This window comes from Stenotrophomonas sp. SMYL11, from assembly GCF_036320005.1.
Classification (GTDB): Bacteria; Pseudomonadota; Gammaproteobacteria; order Xanthomonadales; family Xanthomonadaceae; genus Stenotrophomonas; species Stenotrophomonas maltophilia_A.
In genome coordinates this window covers 45,479-63,614 of sequence record NZ_JAWIRS010000007.1, presented here as the reverse complement: position 1 = coordinate 63,614, position 18,136 = coordinate 45,479, and the positions used below count along the sequence as shown (strand labels likewise).

The following is an 18,136-nucleotide window of genomic DNA, read 5'->3' as shown; positions in this document are numbered from 1 at the left end:
GTTGCCGGCCAGCGGCCGGCACTACCGAACGCAGTAGAGCCACGCCATGCGTGGATGGCCCGCTTCCTCAGCCCTTGTAGCCGTTGCTGATCGGGTAACGACGCTCGCGGCCGAACGCCCGGCGCGAGACCTTCGGCCCCGGCGCGGCCTGGTGCCGCTTCCACTCGCTGATGCGCACCAGGCGCAGCACGCGGTCGACTACGGCCGGGTCGTAACCGGCGGCCACGATCTCCGTGCGCGACTGCTCCTGGTCGATATAGCGGTACAGGATGCCGTCCAGCACGTCATAGGCCGGCAGCGAATCCTGGTCCAGCTGGTTCTCGCGCAGCTCGGCCGACGGCGGGCGGCTGATCACGGCCGGCGGGATCACCGGCGCGCCGCCCACGGTGTTGCGCCACTTGGACAGGCCGAACACCTCGGTCTTGTACAGGTCCTTCAGCGGCGCATAGCCACCGCACATGTCGCCGTAGATGGTCGCGTAACCGACCGCGTATTCGCTTTTGTTGCCGGTGGTCAGCAGCAGGCCACCGAACTTGTTGGCCAACGCCATCAGGATCACGCCACGGCTGCGTGACTGCAGGTTCTCTTCGGTCACATCCGGCGTGGTGCCCTCGAACATCGGCGCCAGCGATTCCATCAGGCCCTTGAATGCCGGCTCGATCGAGACCGCTTCCAGCTTCACCCCCAGTGCCTGGCACTGTTCGGCGGCCAGGTCGTTGGACAGGCCCGCGGTATAGCGCGACGGCAACCGCACGGCGGTGACGTTTTCCGCGCCCATCGCGTCCACGGCCATGGCCAGCACCAGCGCCGAATCGATGCCGCCGGACAGGCCCAGCCACACCTTCTTGAAGCCGTTCTTGCGGCAGTAGTCCTGGATGCCACGGGTCACTGCGCGCCAGGCCAGCGCGTCCATGCTCTCGTCGCCGTCGTCCATCCACACGTGCGGCATGAAGCGGCGGGTTTCACCGTCGTACTCCACCACCAGCCACTGGTCGACGAAGGCGGCGGCGGCCGGGTGCACGGTACCGTCGCCATCGGCCACCACCGAGGCGCCATCGAACACCAGCGCGTCCTGGCCACCGACCACGTTGAGGTAGGCAATCGCCGCGCCGCTTTCGCGGGTGCGCGCGGCCAACACGGCGTCGCGCTGCGCGTGCTTGCCACGCTCGTAGGGCGAAGCATTCGGCACCACCACCAGCTGCGCACCAGCGCGCATGGTGTCGGCCAGCGGCTCGGCAAACCACAGGTCCTCGCAGATCAGCAGGCCTACCGGAATGCCGTTGACCTCGAACACGCAGCTGCCACCATCCGGATCGACATCGAAGTAGCGGCGCTCGTCGAACACCGCGTAGTTGGGCAGCTCGCGCTTGCGGTAGGTCTGCTCGACCAGGCCGTCACGCAGCACGCTGGCGGCGTTGTAGACCACCGCACCGGCCGCCTGCGGCCAACCGACCACGGCGGTGATGCCACGGCAGGCAGCAGCGATGCGGGCCATCGCCTGCTCGCACTCGTACAGGAAGCCCGGGCGCAGCAGCAGGTCTTCCGGCGGATAACCACTCACCGCCAGCTCGGGGAACATCACCAGCTCGGCGCCGTACTCTTCGCGCGCCTGGCCAATCATCTCGATGATGCGCTCGGTGTTGCCGGCGACATCGCCGACCGGGAAGTCGAACTGCGCCATCGCGATGCGGATCGAAGCCATGGGAATCCAGCCTGTGGTTGCAATGTCGCCATTGTAACGCCGGGCCACGCGCACGCCGGGCGCGTTCACTGCGTGGACAGCCCCGGCTCAGTAGATCCACGCCATGCCTGGATGGAGCCGACCGCGACACTGCCAGACGCAGAACAGCCGCCCGGAGGCGGCTGTTCTATTGAAGCAGGTAGAGCAGTCGACTAACAGTCGACTCTACCGATCGTGCCGGCCGAGGGCCGGCAACAATCTTATTTCACCAGCTTGGCGATGGCAGCGCCCAGGTCGCCCGGCGAGCGGACGGTGACGACACCGGCAGCTTCCATGGCGGCGAACTTGCCTTCGGCAGTGCCCTTGCCGCCCGAGGCGATCGCACCGGCGTGGCCCATGCGCTTGCCGGCCGGAGCCGACGCACCGGCGATGAAACCGACGACCGGCTTCTTCACGTGGTTCTTGATGTACTCGGCGCCGGCTTCTTCAGCGTCGCCGCCGATTTCGCCGACCATGATGATGCCTTCGGTCTGCGGGTCTTCGTTGAACAGCTTCAGGCAGTCGACGAAGTTCAGGCCGTTGATCGGGTCACCGCCGATGCCGATGCAGGTGGACTGGCCCAGGCCGACTTCGGTGGTCTGCTTGACCGCTTCATAGGTCAGGGTGCCCGAACGCGACACGATGCCGATCTTGCCCGGCTGGTGGATGTGGCCCGGCATGATGCCGATCTTGCACTCACCCGGGGTGATGACGCCCGGGCAGTTCGGCCCGATCAGCACGGTGTCCGGATGCGAACGGGTCAGCACGTTCTTCACGCGCAGCATGTCCAGCACCGGGATGCCTTCGGTGATGCAGACGATGACCTTGATGCCGGCAGCAGCGGCTTCCAGGATCGCATCGGCCGCATACGGCGGCGGCACGTAGATGACCGACGCGTTGGCGCCGGTGCTCTGCACGGCGTCGGCAACGGTGTTGAAGACCGGCAGGTCGATATGGGTGGTGCCACCCTTGCCCGGGGTCACGCCGCCGACAACCTGGGTGCCGTACTCGATCATCTGAGTGGCGTGGAAGGTGCCCTGCTGGCCGGTGAAGCCCTGCACGATCACCTTGGTGTTCTTGTTAATCAAAACAGACATGGGAATTCCTTGGTGTCGAATCAGGCAGCGTTCTTGACAGCTTCAACGATCTTCTTGGCGCCATCGTTGATGTTGTCAGCCGGGATGATGGCCATGCCGCTGTCGCGCAGCAGCTGCTTGCCTTCTTCCACGTTGGTGCCTTCCAGGCGCACCACGACCGGAACCTTGACGCCCACTTCCTTCACGGCGGCGATGATGCCTTCGGCAATCATGTCGCAGCGGACGATGCCGCCGAAGATGTTGACGAAGATGCCTTCGACCTTGTCCGAGGACAGGATCAGCTTGAAGGCTTCAATGACGCGCTGCTTGTTGGCACCGCCGCCCACGTCCAGGAAGTTCGCCGGCTCGCCGCCGTTGAGCTTGATGACGTCCATGGTGGCCATGGCCAGGCCTGCGCCGTTGACCATGCAGCCGATGTTGCCGTCCATGGTGACGTAGTTGATGTCCAGCTCCGAAGCGATCACTTCGGTCGGATCTTCCTGGGTCTTGTCGCGCATGGCGACCAGGGCCTTCTGGCGGAAGGCGGCGTTGTCGTCGCTGTCGAACTTGCCGTCCAGCGCGTACAGGTTGCCGTCGTCCAGGATCGCCAGCGGGTTGATTTCAACCAGGGCCAGGTCCTTTTCGTTGAACAGGCGGTACAGGTTCACCATGATGCTGGCGAACTGGCCGGCCTGCTTGGCGGTCAGGCCCAGCTTGAAGCCGAAATCACGGCCGTGGTAACCCTGCACGCCTTCGACGAAGTCGACGTTCAGCGAGTGGATCAGCTCCGGGGTTTCAGCGGCGACCTGCTCGATCTCCACGCCGCCTTCCGAAGAGGCGATGTAGGTGATGGTCTTGGTGCCACGGTCAACCAGCACCGACAGGTACAGTTCCTTGACGATCTCACCGGCGGTGGTCACCAGCACCAGGTTGACCGGCAGTTCAACGCCAGCGGTCTGGTAGGTGGCCATCTTGGTGCCGAGCATCTTGGCCGCAGCGGCCTTCACGTCGTCGGTGGTCTTGCAGAACTTGACGCCGCCAGCCTTGCCGCGGCCGCCAGCGTGGATCTGCGCCTTGACCATCCAGGGGCCCTGGCCCAGGGAGTTGGCAGCGGCAACCGCTTCGTCCGGGGTCGCAGCGACCTTGCCGGCCGGGACCGGGATGCCGTACTCGGCAAGCAGTTGTTTTGACTGGTATTCGTGGAAATTCATGCGTCACCGTGGGAATAGGAACGACCGCACGCAATTCCTCAGGGCCCCGGCGGGGCGCCGGCATGGACCGCGGCGGGCCCACTATTGTGGCCGAGCCAGCGCCGGGGCGCAAAGAAGTCTGTACAAAACGCCACACCCGGCCAGATTTCCACCGCCATTCAGGCAGTTGCGCCCGGGCCGGCGCTGACCACCGGTATCCACGGCAGGCCAAATGCGCGATCCGGGCGGCTCCGGCGGCGTCCTGCCGGGGGCCCTATACTGGTCAACCAAGGTGTGTAGTTTCGGGCTTGCCCGGCGGCTTCCACCGCGGGCCACATAGAAGCGACGAATCCGCCCGGCTTCAGGGGATGCCCGGGCAGGGCCGCCGCCGATTCCAGACCCAGGCAGCCAGAAGGGGAGTTCCGGCGTGTCACCCAGTGCTTCATTGATCGACCGCATCGAATCGATTCCGCGGCGTGAGCTGTACTTCTTCGCGCTGTACCGGGTGCTGATCGCCGCGGTCATCGCTGGCCTGCTCTACAGCCCCCTGTCCGGCATGGTCGGCGAGGCCCATCACCCGCGTCTGGCCGATACCGTCGCGGCCATCTATCTGCTGCTGTCGCTGCTGGCCCTGGCGATCGGCCGCAACGAACGCTGGCTGCGCCCGATCGTGGTCAGCAGCGTGCTGGTGGACATCATCGCCGCCACCCTGCTGGCGCATGCCCTGCCCGGTGCCAGCGCCGGCATCTCGATGTCGCTGCTGTTCAACATCGCCGCCGCCGCCACCCTGCTGCCGTTGAGCTGGGGCCTGGGCCTGGCGGTTGCTGCCAGCCTGGCCACCGGTACCGAATACCTCTGGAAGGTGCTCGAAGGGGGAGACCCCACCCGCACGCTGGCCGAGCTGGCCATGTTCGCCACCAGCTACCTGGCACTGGCCTTCATCAGTTACCAGGTGGGCAGCCGCGCACGCCGCAACCAGCAGCTGGCCAACCAGCGCGGCGACGAAGTGGCCAACCTGTTCCAGATCAACGAACTGATCATCCGCCGCATGCGCACCGGCGTGCTGGTGGTGGACGCCGACAACCGCATCACCTTGGCCAATGAAGCGGCCTCGATGCTGCTCGGCGACAACGACGGCATCGGTGAGACAGGACGCCTGGATCTGGCCAGTGCCGCACCGGAACTGGCGCGCCGTCTGCAGCGCTGGCGCAACGGCTGGGCCCAGGACGAACTGCCGCTGCAGCTCAACCCCGACCAGCCGGAAGTGCAACCGCGCTTCGCCCGCCTGCTGGCCGGCAGCGAACTGGCGCTGGTATTCCTGGACGACTCCAGCGTGGTCTCGCGGCGCGCCGAATCGCTCACCCTGTCGGCGATGGGCCGCTTCTCGGCCAGCCTCGCCCACGAGATCCGCAATCCGCTGGCGGCGATCAACTACGCCGTGCAGCTGCTGGAGGAAGGCACCGGTTTCAACGAAAGCGACCGCCGCCTGCTGCAGATCATCCGCCAGCAATGTCAGCGCACCAACGGCATCGTCGAGAGCGTGCTGGGGCTGGCACGGCGCGAGCGCGCCACACCCGAGAACGTCGACCTGGTCGCCTTCGTGCGCCGCTTCGTGCTGGAGTACAAGCAGGGCCAGACGCTGGAAACCGACAGCATCGAACCGATCATCAGCGACACGGCGGTGATGGCCCAGGTCGACAGCAAACACCTGTACCAGGTGCTCACCGTGCTGGTGCACAACGCACTGAAGTACGGCCGCATCGGCCAGCAACCGGCGCGCGTGCGCCTGCGCGTAGCGCAGCACGAGCGCAGCGCGGTGATCGACGTGATGGACCGTGGCCCCGGCATTCCCGAGACCGTGGCCTCACAGCTGTTCCGCCCGTTCTTCACCACCTCCGAGCATGGAACCGGGCTGGGCCTGTATATCGCCCGCGAGTTGTGCCGCGCCAACCAGGCACGGCTCGACTACATCCCGGTGCCCGCCGGCGGCTCCTGCTTCCGCCTGGTGCTGCCCGGCCCGCACACGCTGTTGCCCACCTGATTCCAATTCTGTGCGTCAAACATTTGTCGCTTCCAGCCCCCTCGTTTATCTTTCCGCCCATGAACGAAACCCGCAGCGCCCTCGTCGTCGACGATGAACGCGACATCCGCGAACTGCTGGTACTGACCCTCGGCCGCATGGGGCTGCGCATCAGTACCGCCGCCAACCTGGCCGAAGCGCGCGAGCTGCTGGCCAGCAACCCGTACGACCTGTGCATCACCGACATGCGCCTTCCGGATGGCAACGGCATCGAGCTGGTCAGCGAGATCGCCCAGCACTACCCGCGCACACCGGTGGCGATGATCACCGCATTCGGCAGCATGGACCTGGCCGTGGAAGCGCTGAAGGCCGGCGCCTTCGACTTCGTCAGCAAACCGGTGGACATCTCGGTGCTGCGCGGCCTGGTCAAGCACGCGCTGGAACTCAACAACACCGAACGCCCTGTGCCCGGCCCCGCCACCGACCAGGCTGCACGCCTGCTCGGCGCTTCGCCGGCGATGGATGTACTGCGCACCACCATCGGCAAGGTCGCGCGCAGCCAGGCGCCGGTCTACATCCTCGGTGAATCGGGCGTGGGCAAGGAACTGGTCGCGCGCACCATCCACGCCCAGGGCGCGCGTGCAGCCGGCCCGTTCGTGCCGATCAACTGCGGCGCCATTCCCGGCGAGCTGATGGAGAGCGAGTTCTTCGGCCACCGTAAAGGCAGCTTCAGCGGCGCCCATGCCGACAAGCCGGGCCTGTTCCAGGCTGCACACGGCGGCACTCTGTTCCTGGACGAAGTGGCCGAGCTGCCGCTGCAGATGCAGGTGAAGCTGCTGCGCGCGATCCAGGAAAAGTCGGTGCGTGCGGTCGGTGCGGCCAACGAAGAGCCGGTGGACGTACGCATCCTCTCGGCCACCCACAAGGACCTGGCCGAGCTGGTCGAGGACGGGCGCTTCCGCCACGACCTGTATTACCGCATCAACGTGATCGAGCTGAAGGTGCCGCCGCTGCGCGAGCGCCGCCAGGATCTGCCCGAACTGGCCGCCGCCGTGCTGGCACGCCTGGCCCGCAGCCACGGCCGTGCCACCCCGCTGCTGGCGCCATCGGCACTGGAAGCGCTGGCCCACTATGCGTTCCCGGGCAATGTGCGCGAGCTGGAGAACATTCTGGAGCGCGCGCTGGCACTGGCCGAAGAAGACTGCATCGGCGCCGACGACCTGCGCCTGCCGCAGCACGCGCCGCGTGCGCCCGGCAGTGCCGCGCCCGCCGAAGCCGTGGCCGACCTGCAGCCCGGCAGCGCCGCCCTGCCCTCGTACATCGAGCAGCTGGAGCGCAGCGCCATCCAGCGCGCGCTGGAAGAGAACCGCTGGAACAAGACCCGCACGGCCGCGCAGCTGGGGATTACCTTCCGCGCGCTGCGCTACAAGCTGAAGAAGCTGGGGATGGAGTAAGGGCCGAATGGCCCTGGTAGGCGCCAACCTTGGTTGGCGTGCACCGCCGCGCCATCCACGCATGGCGTGGATCCACCCACCAACGCGGTAGTGCCGGCCGCTGGCCGGCAACCTCATGCATCGCGTCATCCACGCATGGCGTGGATCTACCTCAATCCTTGGTAACGCGATTGATCTCGGCCAGGCTGGTCACACCGGCTGCCGCCTTCTTCAACGCCGACTGCCGCAGGTCATTCACCCCGATCTGCTGCGCCGCCTCGGCAATCTGCAGCGCGTTGCCACCGGCCAGCACGATCGTGGCGATCTCATCGGTCATCGGCATCACCTGGTAGATACCAGTACGGCCCTTGTAGCCCTCGGTGCACTCATCGCAGCCCACCGCCTCGTACAACTGGATGCCCGCATCCAGCTGCGCCTGGGTGAAGCCCTCGGCCAGCAGCGCGTGCTCCGGCAGGTTGGCCGGTCGCTTGCAGTTACCGCACAACCGGCGTGCCAGGCGCTGGGCGATCACCAGCGTCACCGAGCTGGTGATGTTGTACGGCGCGATACCCATGTTCATCAGACGCGCGATGGTCTGCGGCGCATCGTTGGTATGCAGCGTGGACAGCACCATGTGGCCGGTCTGCGCCGCCTTGATCGCAATCTCGGCCGTCTCCAGGTCGCGGATTTCGCCGACCATGATGATGTCCGGATCCTGTCGCAGGAACGAGCGCAGCGCCGCAGCGAAGGTCATGCCGCGCTTGTTGTTCTGCTGTACCTGGTTGACGCCGGGCAAGCGGATTTCCACCGGGTCTTCGGCAGTGGAAATGTTGCGCGTCTCATCGTTGAGGATGCCCAGCGCGGTATACAGCGACACCGTCTTGCCGGAACCGGTCGGGCCAGTCACCAGCACCATGCCGTACGGTTTGTGGATGGCATCGTGGAACAGCTTCTGCTGGTCCGGCTCGTAACCCAGCTTGTCGATGCCCAGCTTGGCCGCGCTGCCATCGAGGATACGCAGCACCACCTTTTCACCGAATAGGGTCGGCAGCGTGCTCACGCGGAAGTCGATCTGCTTGGTCTTGGACAGGTTGAGCTTGATGCGACCGTCCTGCGGTACGCGCTTTTCGGCGATATCCAGCTGCGCCATCACCTTCAGGCGCGCAGCGATGCGCTGGTTCAACTTCACCGGCGCACGCGCCACCATCTTCAGCAGGCCGTCGATGCGCAGGCGCACCCGGTAATCATCTTCGTAGGGCTCGAAGTGGATGTCCGACGCGCCCTTGCGGATCGCATCGACCAGCACCTTGTTCACGAACTTCACCACCGGAGTGTCGTCGCCCTTGGCGTCGATGCCAGAGTCGCCCCCCGCGTTGTCTTCGTCGCCCAGGCCAACGTCGAGGTTGGCCATGCCCTCGTCGTCGCCACCCAGCGCATCGCCGATGGTGTCGTGGCTGGCGTGCCACTGCTCCAGCGTGCGGCGGATCTGGTCTTCATCAACCAGGATCGGTTCCACTACCAGATTGGTGTGGAACTTGATCTCGTCCAGCGCGTGGGTCGGATTGCTGGTACCCACGAAGAGCTTGCCGCCGCGTTTGAACAGCGGCAGCACGTTGTGCTTGCGCAGCAGCTCCTCGCTGACCAAGCTCATCGCGTTCTGGCTGGTGTCGAACGTGGACACGTCGAACAGCGGCATGCCGAACTCGACCGCGTTGGCGGCGGCGAGCTGCGAGGCGCTGACCAACTTGTTCTGCGCGAACCACGTAGGCAGCGGCTGGCGGGCGGCCGTGGCCTTGGCCATGGCATCGCGGGCGGAAGCCTCGTCCAGAGCACCGTCCTGGACCAGGCGGCGGGCCAGGCCGGTGATGCCGACGAGGTTGGGGGTGGTGACTGCGCTCATACGCTTCCTTTACTGGCCCAAGACGGCCGACGTGGCGGCCATAGTGTTGTCTACAGGGTTGACATACTAACCGCGCAGCCCGTGTGAACGCTTGTCCAGACACACCCAAAGTCCGCCTTCAGAACGGCTGCTCCCGATGCCAACCCCAAGCGCTCTCGACGATGGCTACCAGGTCCTGCCAGCTTCGCTCCCATCCCAGCTCCCGTTGCGCCTTGGCACTGGACGCCACCAGCCGGGCCGGATCCCCGGGCCGGCGGCCGACGACCTCGAAAGGTACTGCGCGCCCGACCACCTGCGCGGCGGCCTCAACGATATCCATGACTGAGTAGCCTTGTTCACTGCCAAGATTGAAGTCATGGGCTCCCGGGCTCCGCTCCATCAGGTTCATCGCCAATCCATGAGCCCGTGCGAGATCTTGCACATGCACATAGTCCCGTACACAGGTCCCGTCAGGTGTGGGGTAGTCCACTCCAAAGACCTTCAGCGGTGGCGCCCGTCCGGCGGCGGCCCTGAGCACGTTCGGAATCAGATGAGTCTCGCACGCATGCGCCTCACCTATGCCTTGTTCAGGAAGAGCACCGGCAGCATTGAAGTAACGAAGTACCACCGATGACAAGCCATACGCTTCCCAAGCGTCAGCAAGCATCCGCTCAACCATCAACTTGCTGGCACCATAGGGATTGATCGGCTGCATCGGCTGCTGTTCGTCGACAAGGGAAGCCGACGACTGCCCGAACACAGCAGCCGAGGATGAAAAGACCAACTTGCCAATATCACTGCGCCGCAGCTGCGTCAGTAGATTCAGCGTACCGGCCACATTGTTTCGATAGGTGGGAAATGGATCGACGACTGAAGATGCAACCAACGAACTCGCAGCGAAATGCATCACGACGTCAAAGCGCCGCCCGCTGAACGCACGCACCAGCGAAGACTCGTCCAGTAGATCTGCCTGGATGAACTCCCCCATTTCACTGCCTGCCGGTGACCGGTAGACAGGTTGTCCAACACGGTTACCGCATGGCCCTGTTCGGCCAGCCACTGTGACATGTGGCTACCGATGTAACCCGCCCCTCCACAGACAAGGACGTTCCACATCTGCATGACTCCACGTCAGATCGAATACCGCGCTGGACTATCGTCTTCCTCAATCCCGGCACGCGCCGGGAAGGAGACATGAGGAGGGCCTTGGTCTCAGGCCTTGGCCTCTTCGTGATACTCATCGTCCACGTTGATCGACCACAGCCGACTCTTGTCCACATTGCCGGACAGAATCTGATCAGCAGCCTCTTTGGCTGTCAGCATCGAGTGATCCTGATTGTTGTAGCGGTGCATGCCATTGCGCCCCACCAGGAACAGGTTCTGTACCTGATCCAATGCAGACCGCAATCGGTCGAACTGAGCGTAGGCCTCACCAAAGTAGCCTGGATAGGCTTTGGGTACTCGGATCACGACCGCATCCTGTGCACGCTCGGTAGTAACCAAGCCGATCTGGAGCATCTCGCGCTGGGCCAGTGCCTGCAGGTCGGCATCATCCATGTTCCACAGTGGGTCAGTCTCGCGACAGAAGAACTCGAGCCCCATCCACACCTTTGATGCGTCACGAACCATGTGGGGGCTCCAGTTATTGAAGACCTGTACCCGCCCAACGTTCACACCCGGCTCCTGAATGTAGATCCAGTTGTCGCCCAGTGCCCGCGGAAGATCGGCAGCATCGTAAAGCAACCCGACGGTGATGAAATCGCGGTACTGCAACCCATCGGCGATCGCAGCCACATCCTCGGGCCAGCTTTTCCGCGAGGCGGACACCAGCTCACGCACGGGCATGGTCGAGACAACGTGCGAGCACTCCAACTTGAAGGCTTCGCCAGTCCCGGACTGTACGGTGACGCTGTGCACCAGACCTTCGCCCACTTCCAGGCCAACAGCGCGATGCTTCATCAACAACGTGCCACCACGCGCGACGAACTGCGCGGCAGCCGTTTCCCACATCTCACCGGGACCATGCTTCGGATACAAGAAATTCTCGATCAACGAAGTCTGTTCAGCCTTTCCGTTCAAGCCCAGCGCGCTTCGCGCAGCATGCAACACCGCCTTGGTGATCGACAGGCTCTTGATGCGTTGCGCACCCCATTCGGCACTGATCTGGTTACAGGGCACACCCCATACCTTCTCGGTGTACTCCTTGAAGAACTGTCGATAAAGACGCTGCCCGAAGCGGTTCACGAGGAAGTCCTCCAGGCTCAATTCCGGCTCAATCTTGGTGACCTGCGAGCGCAGGTAGCTGAAACCGAACAATACGGACTTGCCCACCCCGAGGTTTCGGAAACTGTCCGCATTCAACTTCAACGGGTAAGAGAAAAAGCGCCGATTGAAATAGATGCGCGACAGGCGATTGCGCACCAGCATCGCAGTCGACTGTGAGCTCTCTGCCACGGGCGCCCCCGTCGGCAAGCCCTCACGCTCTTGCCCCTGGTAGCGAAGATTCAACGGCACATCGCCTGTGTGTTCGATGGGCATCAGGTTCGCCCACCACTGCATCACCCAGTCCGACTTCGAAAAGAACCGGTGCCCACCAATATCGATGCGGTTTCCATTGTGGTTGACCGTGCGCGAGATACCCCCCACGCAGTCGTCCGCCTCCAGCACGGTGACCTGTATCCCCGGCTGACCCACTAGTTCCAACGCAGCAGTCAAACCCGCCGGACCCGCGCCGATGATTACTACATGCTTGCTCATGCCACCTCCCCGATGGCCCGTTCGCGCACCCGCGACCGGAAAAGAATCAACTTGCGCAATGCGAAGTTCGACGTGAACGAGAACCCGACCGCAACGAGCCTGGCAATGCTCCCCGGCATGCCAAGCCACTCAATGCCTACCCACATGACGCCTTGAACGACCAACAGACCGAAGCAACCGATCAGCACGAAAATGGCCAGTTCCGCCGAAGCGGAGCTGACCACGCGCCGAGCGAACACCCAGCGAACGCTGATCAAATAGGCGACCACACTTCCTGCGAGAAAGCCGCCTGCAGCGGCGTAGTACCAACCGCCCCACCACCACGAGAACAATGCAAAAGTGCCGAGGTCCACGCACAACGCAACGGCCGATGCCATCAGGTAGCGTGTGCCTTCCGCCACAATTGCGAAGCGCGCTTGCATGTGCAGCAGCAACGCGCGAGCAGCACGCTCAGGCTTCATTCAAACCCTCCGGAGCGAGAAGGCGATTCTCACTTTCTGGAACTCCTTGCCCGGCCCAGTCACTGCATCGGTAGAGATAGAACGTCCCCAACGGCGTCCCGCTGTCTGGATGCCGCGGCGTCCAGCGCCCCAGTACATGCTCCTGCTGCCGGAACGGCAGGACGAAATAGTCCGGCGCTGGCACGTCCCTGTAGGGCGAGCACATGTATTGCAGGCCAGGCTTTCCGATCCAACAGGCATGAGGATCCTTGTTGACGGCGTTGACCATGTCACAGATCTCGCCTTGGCTGTTGACCGGCCCAACTTGGAGCTGACGCTGGATGCCCTGCATAGAGGTGCCGCGATTGAACATCTGCCCTGACAGCTGGAAGATGCTGAAGTAATTGGCGCGATTGAGCACCAGCCACGGCCCTAGAGGTGAAGGTTCGGTTGCATACCAGTACACGCTTGCATCGCGCGGCAATGCGACACCAAACACGTTGGCGCCGTGGGATCCCTCCATTACCCGCGTCCACGGACTTCTGGAGTCCCAGAGCAAGAGCGAGCCCACCAGTCCAACAATACTCAACGCTCCGAGCAATGCTCCCCATCGAGGGCCACGCCCATAAAGCCAGACCAGACCGAAACTCAGCACCCCGGCAAACAAGGGGTAGCCTAAGATCACGACGTCTTGGCGAACCCGCTCAAAATCACCACCAAATACCTCGAACACCAGCCAAGCACGCATCTGATAGCGGAATGTGGCCGCGACAACGACCGCAACTAAGCCTACCAATACGATCGCCTTAGTTGGCGCACTCACTTTGAGTGTCACACGCGGCCACAGAATGTGAAGTGGGATTAGACCGAGCACAGCCCAGGGAAGCGTAATACGCGAGATGCTTGCGCCCGTCAGCGCAATAGCCACCAAAAGCGCCACGGGCACCCATTCACGAGGTGTACGTTGCCACTGCTCCCAGACTAGATAGGGAATACCTGCCATTGCGAGCCAATGCACAAGCCACAGCACCCGCCAAGATTGCAGGCCAACGGGCAATACTAGCTGCAGCAAATCTGCAAGCACAGCGCTGAACGTCATGCCGATAGCAAACGCGGCCAAAGCAGCGGCACAGAACTGCGCGAGCAGGCTATCGGCTTGCGCACGTCGGCTTAGCAGGTAGAGGAAGTAGAAATCAGCTAGGACAATGCACCAGTCCCTGGGTTCCCATGTCCCCAGATAGATCTGGCCACTAGACATGTAGATGAGTTCCCACCAGTCATAGTCAATCGCTGTCACCAAGCCTGCAAAGGGTCCGACACGAAATGCCGCAAGGGCAATGACGGGAACCAGTGCCAACAGCGACCAAAGCCAGCGGCGGTCGTGCAGGACCAGCCAGCACCATGCCAGCAGCACTGCGGCAAACCCCTGCAGCGGATGAAGAATGCCGGCTGCGCCGAGCGCCAAGATGCCAGCCATGTGCTTGCGCCGCACCAGCAGCCCCAGTCCGAGAAGCGCTATCGCCTCTGCATAGGGACGCGACGTAAGGAAGGGCTCTGCATACGCAAAAATGCTGTAGGCGCCGTAGCGTGTCGGCATCACGATGAGTGCCAACAATGACGGCCAGCGCCAAGCTGGGGGGAACAGCGCGCGAATCAGATACCAGCTGGCGCCGTAGAATGTGATGCGTCCGAGCAAGCTCAGGACGAGAAAAAGGTCGCCAGGTTGGAAGTGACGTAGCAAGGACGCCAGCAACTGCGGGAACAGGGTGAAGTCGGCCTGGCTGCCGGCAACGAAGAACAAGTCACGATTGAAGATATCCGGGTCGAGCAGACGCAATGCCTGCGCCAGATACAAGGTGGCATCATGGCGTATTCCCGTATATGGCCGCAGATAGATAACAAGCGCCAGCGCAAAGCACCATGGCGCAAGCCTGCGCAGTGTCGACATCCCCACAACGCGTCCCCAATATTCCCCATGAAAAGCAAACCCCGCTTATGCGGGGCTGCTTCTGGACCGCTACAATACTGTGTACTGTGCTGGCAAAAGCCAGCAGACGACAGTTACTGGCAGCTACCCGGACGGTACTTAGCCGGGATCGAACCGCCGCAGGTCCAGCCCACGGTGCCATTGGTCGAGTTCAGCGAGGCGGTCAGGGTGATGGTCGAGGTATCGACGCCGGCACCAATGCCCTGCGCGGTTGCGGTGATGACCGAACCGTTCCAGCCGACGCTGCTCACGTACTTCGACGACTGGGCCTCGAAGCCACTCCAACCACTGCCCGGCAGCGAGTTGTTCGATGACGCGTATTCAGCAACGGCAGTGCGCAGGGCCGAAGCGGCCAGCACTACTTCCGAGACCTTCGACTTCTTGGTGTAATCGGAGTACGCCGGCAGCGCGATGGCGGCCAGGATGGCGATGATCGCGACGACGATCATCAGTTCGATCAGGGTGAAGCCCTTCTGGTTCTTCATGGTGGTACATCCCCAAGATAAGTGGTGGTTGATGTCGGGGGTGGCGGCCGGCCGGTCGGATAACCGGATGAGCAGGCTGCCCGTCCCCGCGGGTGGATCAACGCAGGTTACGTGCCAAACTGCCATGGCAGCGTCTCCCCGATTTCCCCGCGCCAATGATGGCAGCAATTTCGCGGATGGGAACCCCCCTAAGCCCAATCTGCGATGGACGCGGCAATGTGACGCGGTACGTCACCTTTCGTCTCGTCAGGTCGAAAACCCTGCGCGGCGTCACGCCAGCAGACTCCCCGGACGCCCCTGAACCCGCTACCATCGCCGGTCAGGATGCCCGCCTGGGGATGGCGGGCCTTGGGGAGCCAACATGTCTGTCAGTCGCAGTGCGATCAAGAAAGAGCCCGTGGCGCGTAGCACCATGGAGCTGCAGCCGTTTGTCTGGGAGGGGACCGACAAGCGGGGAATCAAGATGAAAGGCGAGCAGTTGGCGAAGAACGCCAATCTGGTGCGCGCCGAACTGCGCAAGCAGGGGATCAATCCCGGCCAGGTCAAGCCGAAGCCGAAGCCGCTGTTCGGCGCAGCCGGCAAGGCGGTCAATGCCAAGGACATCGCTTTCTTCAGCCGGCAGATGGCCACGATGATGAAATCCGGCGTGCCGATCGTTTCGGCACTGGAGATCATTGCCAGCGGGCACAAGAACCCGCGCATGAAGAAAATGGTGGATGGGATCCGGGCTGACATCGAGGGCGGCTCTTCGCTGAACGAGGCGATCAGCCGTCACCCTGTCCAGTTCGACGAGCTCTACCGCAACCTGGTTCGCGCAGGTGAAAGCGCCGGTGTGCTGGAAACGGTGCTGGACACCATCGCCTCCTATAAGGAGAACATCGAAGCGCTGAAGGGCAAGATCAAGAAGGCCCTGTTCTACCCAGCCATGGTGCTGGTAGTGGCCTTCCTGGTCAGTACCATCCTGCTCGTATGGGTCGTCCCTCAATTCGAAGAAGTCTTCACCAGCTTCGGTGCGGACCTCCCGGCCTTCACAAAGATGGTCGTGGGACTGTCTCGATTCATGGTTAGCTGGTGGCTGCCCATCGTGATTGTGATCGTCGCTGCAGTCGTTGGAACGATCATGGCCTACAAGCGATCCCCAAAGATGCAGCATGGTCTGGATCGAGCCATCCTGAAGGTGCCGGTGATCGGCCAGATCATGCACAACAGCTCGATCGCCCGTTTCGCCCGCACTACGGCGGTGACCTTCAAGGCCGGCGTACCGCTAGTGGAGGCGCTGGGCATCGTGGCCGGCGCAACCGGTAACAAGGTCTACGAAGAAGGCGTCTTGCGCATGCGCGACGACGTCTCGGTCGGCTATCCGGTCAATATGGCCATGAAGCAGCTGAACCTGTTCCCGCACATGGTCATCCAGATGACCGGCATCGGCGAAGAAGCGGGCGCCCTGGACGCCATGCTGTTCAAGGTGGCTGAATACTACGAGCAGGAAGTGAACAATGCCGTGGATGCCTTGAGCAGCCTGCTGGAACCGATGATCATGGTGTTCATTGGTACCATTGTCGGTGGCTTGGTCATCGCGATGTACCTGCCCATCTTCAAACTCGGCGCCGTCGTCGGCTAAAGGTATCAATGGCATTTCTCGACCAGCACCCCGGCCTCGGCTACCCCGCCGCGGCCGCCCTGGGACTGCTGCTGGGCAGTTTCCTGAACGTGGTCATCCTGCGGCTGCCCAAGCGGCTGGAGTGGCAGTGGAAGCGCGATGCGCGCGAAGTCCTGGAGGAACCGGACTTCTATGAGCCCCCCCCACCGGGGATCGTGGTGGAGCCGTCGCACTGCCCGCACTGCAAGCACAAGCTGAGCTGGTACGAGAACATCCCGCTGTTCAGCTGGATCATCCAGGGTGGCAAGTGCCGCCATTGCAAGGCGCCGATCTCGCTGCAGTACCCGCTGGTGGAGGCCCTGACCTCGGTACTGGTGCTGGCCTGCGTCTGGCAGTTCGGCTTCGGCTGGCAGGGCTTCGGTGCCATCGTGCTGACCTGCTTCCTGATCGCCCTGTCCGGTATCGACCTGCGAACGCAGCTGCTGCCCGACCAGTTGACCCTGCCGCTGATGTGGCTGGGCCTGATAGGCAGCATCGACAACCTGTACATGCCAGCCAAGCCCGCCCTGGTGGGCGCGGCGGTGGGTTATTTGTCGCTGTGGACGGTCTGGTGGCTGTTCAAGCAGCTGACCGGCAAGGAAGGCATGGGCCACGGCGACTTCAAGCTGCTGGCGGCCCTGGGCGCCTGGTGCGGACTGAAGGGCATCCTGCCGATCATCCTGCTGTCGTCGGTGCTGGGCGCCATCATCGGCTCGATCTGGCTGTACAGCCGGGGCCGTGACCGCGCCACGCCCATCCCGTTCGGGCCGTACCTGGCCATCGCCGGCTGGCTGTACTTCATGTGGGGTGCGCCGCTGGTGGAGCAGTACCTGGTGATGAGCGGGCTGCGTTGAGGGGAGTCCCCATGAGCCGCTATGTGGTTGGCCTGACCGGCGGCATCGCCTCGGGCAAGAGTGAGGTGACCCGGCGCTTCGAGGCGCTGGGGATCGCGGTGGCCGACGCCGATCTGGCCGCACGCGCAGTGGTGGCTGCCGGCAGCCCGGCGCTGGCCCGTATCGCCGAGCGCTTCGGCGCCGACATGCTGCTGGCCGATGGCAGCCTGGACCGGGGGCGCCTGCGCGCCCACGTGTTTGCCGACCCGGTCGAGCGGACGGCGCTGGAAGCCATCACCCACCCGGCCATCCGCCTGCTGATGCAACAGCAGTGCGAGCAGGCTGAGAGCCCCTATGCGATTGCCGCGATTCCGCTGCTGACCGAGGTGGGTGGGCGGAAAGCCTACCCGTGGCTGGACCGGGTGTTGCTGGTGGATGCGCCCGAAGCTGTGCAGCACGCCCGGCTGATGCAGCGCGATGGCATCGACGCGGCGCTGGCCGACCAGATGATTGCTGCGCAGGCCAGCCGCGCACAGCGGTTGGCGCTGGCCGATGACGTGGTGGTCAATGATGGGCAGCCGGAGGACCTGCAGGTGCAGGTGGAACAGCTGCATGCGCGGTATCTGGGGTTGGCCGGGGGGTGAGGCCTGGTTGCCGGCCAGCGGCCGGCACTACCG

The 18,136-nt window shown here is 63.6% G+C and carries 13 protein-coding genes and 1 pseudogene; 5 read left to right on the top strand and 9 right to left on the bottom strand.

The features are described from left to right. Positions 1 to 67 precede the first annotated feature (67 nt). From V3B46_RS11910 to sucC, 3 genes are all read right to left on the bottom strand, one after another. Positions 68 to 1,702 (bottom strand): NAD+ synthase, encoded by a 1,635-nt coding sequence (locus tag V3B46_RS11910; RefSeq protein ID WP_329891968.1) that lies wholly within the window; start codon positions 1,700 to 1,702, stop codon positions 68 to 70. Between the two features lie 239 nt (positions 1,703 to 1,941). Beyond that, entirely contained in the window at positions 1,942 to 2,817 is an 876-nt protein-coding gene (sucD, locus tag V3B46_RS11905; protein WP_005410793.1) for a succinate--CoA ligase subunit alpha, read from the bottom strand. Positions 2,818 to 2,837: 20 nt separating this feature from the next. Continuing rightward, a complete protein-coding gene (gene sucC, locus V3B46_RS11900; RefSeq protein WP_004154430.1) occupies positions 2,838 to 4,007 on the bottom strand; it encodes an ADP-forming succinate--CoA ligase subunit beta in 1,170 nt (389 codons plus the stop codon). A 406-nt stretch (positions 4,008 to 4,413) separates the two neighbouring features. Here sucC and V3B46_RS11895 point away from each other — a divergent pair, with 406 nt between their 5' ends. Then, positions 4,414 to 6,027 (top strand): sensor histidine kinase, encoded by a 1,614-nt coding sequence (locus tag V3B46_RS11895; RefSeq protein ID WP_329891967.1) that lies wholly within the window; start codon positions 4,414 to 4,416, stop codon positions 6,025 to 6,027. A 59-nt stretch (positions 6,028 to 6,086) separates the two neighbouring features. Then, positions 6,087 to 7,460: a sigma-54-dependent transcriptional regulator gene (locus V3B46_RS11890; protein ID WP_329891966.1), complete on the top strand. Its 1,374-nt coding sequence runs from the start codon at positions 6,087 to 6,089 to the stop codon at positions 7,458 to 7,460. A gap of 151 nt (positions 7,461 to 7,611) precedes the next feature. Here the strand turns inward: V3B46_RS11890 and pilB are convergent, their stop codons facing one another. The 6 genes and pseudogenes from pilB to V3B46_RS11860 all read right to left on the bottom strand — a co-directional run bounded on the left by pilB (position 7,612) and on the right by V3B46_RS11860 (position 14,987). Then, on the bottom strand, positions 7,612 to 9,339 hold the full coding sequence (gene pilB / locus V3B46_RS11885) for a type IV-A pilus assembly ATPase PilB (RefSeq protein WP_164171483.1): 1,728 nt from the start codon (positions 9,337 to 9,339) through the stop codon (positions 7,612 to 7,614). A gap of 118 nt (positions 9,340 to 9,457) precedes the next feature. Further along, positions 9,458 to 10,386, bottom strand: a pseudogene (gene galE / locus V3B46_RS11880) (UDP-glucose 4-epimerase GalE). Positions 10,387 to 10,530: 144 nt separating this feature from the next. Beyond that, positions 10,531 to 12,075, bottom strand: coding sequence for an NAD(P)/FAD-dependent oxidoreductase (locus tag V3B46_RS11875; protein WP_329891965.1), 1,545 nt, complete (start codon positions 12,073 to 12,075; stop codon positions 10,531 to 10,533). Then, positions 12,072 to 12,536, bottom strand: a complete 465-nt coding sequence (locus V3B46_RS11870) for a GtrA family protein (RefSeq protein ID WP_154264257.1) — start codon at positions 12,534 to 12,536, stop codon at positions 12,072 to 12,074. The genes V3B46_RS11875 and V3B46_RS11870 overlap by 4 nt, the downstream gene beginning before the upstream one ends. Beyond that, positions 12,526 to 14,463, bottom strand: a complete 1,938-nt coding sequence (locus V3B46_RS11865; RefSeq protein ID WP_154264258.1) for a hypothetical protein — start codon at positions 14,461 to 14,463, stop codon at positions 12,526 to 12,528. Before V3B46_RS11865 ends, V3B46_RS11870 begins: the two co-directional genes overlap by 11 nt. Positions 14,464 to 14,576: 113 nt before the next feature. Beyond that, on the bottom strand, positions 14,577 to 14,987 hold the full coding sequence (locus V3B46_RS11860) for a pilin (protein ID WP_088479593.1): 411 nt from the start codon (positions 14,985 to 14,987) through the stop codon (positions 14,577 to 14,579). Positions 14,988 to 15,348: 361 nt separating this feature from the next. Here V3B46_RS11860 and V3B46_RS11855 point away from each other — a divergent pair, with 361 nt between their 5' ends. From V3B46_RS11855 to coaE, 3 genes are read left to right on the top strand one after another with little or no spacing between them, the layout of a single operon-like run. Then, positions 15,349 to 16,608, top strand: a complete 1,260-nt coding sequence (locus V3B46_RS11855; RefSeq protein WP_197630211.1) for a type II secretion system F family protein — start codon at positions 15,349 to 15,351, stop codon at positions 16,606 to 16,608. An 8-nt stretch (positions 16,609 to 16,616) separates the two neighbouring features. After that, entirely contained in the window at positions 16,617 to 17,480 is an 864-nt protein-coding gene (locus V3B46_RS11850; RefSeq protein ID WP_032128827.1) for a prepilin peptidase, read from the top strand. Between the two features lie 11 nt (positions 17,481 to 17,491). After that, positions 17,492 to 18,103 (top strand): dephospho-CoA kinase, encoded by a 612-nt coding sequence (gene coaE / locus V3B46_RS11845; protein ID WP_329891964.1) that lies wholly within the window; start codon positions 17,492 to 17,494, stop codon positions 18,101 to 18,103. Positions 18,104 to 18,136: the final 33 nt, after the last annotated feature.

Bases quoted from the DNA above. Each gene is read 5' to 3' on its own strand.
- V3B46_RS11855 (WP_197630211.1), top strand. From the start codon at position 15,349: ATGTCTGTCAGTCGCAGTGCGATCAAGAAAGAGCCCGTGGCGCGTAGC.
- sucC (WP_004154430.1), bottom strand. From the start codon at position 4,007: ATGAATTTCCACGAATACCAGTCAAAACAACTGCTTGCCGAGTACGGC.
- V3B46_RS11890 (WP_329891966.1), top strand. From the start codon at position 6,087: ATGAACGAAACCCGCAGCGCCCTCGTCGTCGACGATGAACGCGACATC.
- V3B46_RS11870 (WP_154264257.1), bottom strand. From the start codon at position 12,536: ATGAAGCCTGAGCGTGCTGCTCGCGCGTTGCTGCTGCACATGCAAGCG.
- V3B46_RS11910 (WP_329891968.1), bottom strand. From the start codon at position 1,702: ATGGCTTCGATCCGCATCGCGATGGCGCAGTTCGACTTCCCGGTCGGC.
- coaE (WP_329891964.1), top strand. From the start codon at position 17,492: ATGAGCCGCTATGTGGTTGGCCTGACCGGCGGCATCGCCTCGGGCAAG.
- sucD (WP_005410793.1), bottom strand. From the start codon at position 2,817: ATGTCTGTTTTGATTAACAAGAACACCAAGGTGATCGTGCAGGGCTTC.
- V3B46_RS11865 (WP_154264258.1), bottom strand. From the start codon at position 14,463: ATGTCGACACTGCGCAGGCTTGCGCCATGGTGCTTTGCGCTGGCGCTT.
- V3B46_RS11875 (WP_329891965.1), bottom strand. From the start codon at position 12,075: ATGAGCAAGCATGTAGTAATCATCGGCGCGGGTCCGGCGGGTTTGACT.
- pilB (WP_164171483.1), bottom strand. From the start codon at position 9,339: ATGAGCGCAGTCACCACCCCCAACCTCGTCGGCATCACCGGCCTGGCC.
- V3B46_RS11850 (WP_032128827.1), top strand. From the start codon at position 16,617: ATGGCATTTCTCGACCAGCACCCCGGCCTCGGCTACCCCGCCGCGGCC.
- V3B46_RS11860 (WP_088479593.1), bottom strand. From the start codon at position 14,987: ATGAAGAACCAGAAGGGCTTCACCCTGATCGAACTGATGATCGTCGTC.